Origin of the sequence: Campylobacter portucalensis, from assembly GCF_009690845.1 — a bacterium.
Taxonomy (GTDB): Bacteria; Campylobacterota; Campylobacteria; order Campylobacterales; family Campylobacteraceae; genus Campylobacter_B; species Campylobacter_B portucalensis.
The window spans coordinates 1-471 of sequence record NZ_VWSJ01000092.1 but is presented as its reverse complement, the minus strand read 5'-3'; the positions used below and the strand labels follow the sequence as shown (position 1 = coordinate 471).

At 30.6% G+C, this 471-nt stretch carries 1 protein-coding gene; it reads left to right on the top strand.

The window, feature by feature from the left end:
• On the top strand, window positions 1–356 hold a 356-nt coding region (locus F1B92_RS08745), incomplete at its 5' end, for a hypothetical protein (protein ID WP_229771007.1).
• Window positions 357–471 lie beyond the last annotated feature (115 nt).

Genomic DNA, 471 nt, shown 5'->3' with positions numbered 1-471 from the left:
ATAAGATGCCAAATTTACGTATAAATCGCACAAATGAAATGCTAAATGGTAAAGAAGAGCTAACCCTAAATAGCACAAAACCAGAAAGCGGATGGGTATTATTTAAAAAAGTTAAACCTTGGTTTATACTACCAGAAGTTAGTGGTAGATATGGAGCACCGCCAGAATCTACGAATGCATTTTATATCGATATTAGCGGTAATTCAGATTGGTCTGGTGAAGGTGGTTACTTTGATGAAAAAACAGGTAAATTTACCAATAAAATCTATCAATTCCTAGATACGAAAGATGCTAGCCAAACAGGCGGTATGAGAGATATAAATAGAAGCGGAAAGAGAAACCGCATAAATTGGTAAAAATGGACTTTTTGGTATAAATTTATTTATACCAAATCGTTTTTTTATAACTCTTAGATATAATTCTAGACTATAGTAATTTATATTTTTATTTCTTTTATTTCTTTTATTTCTT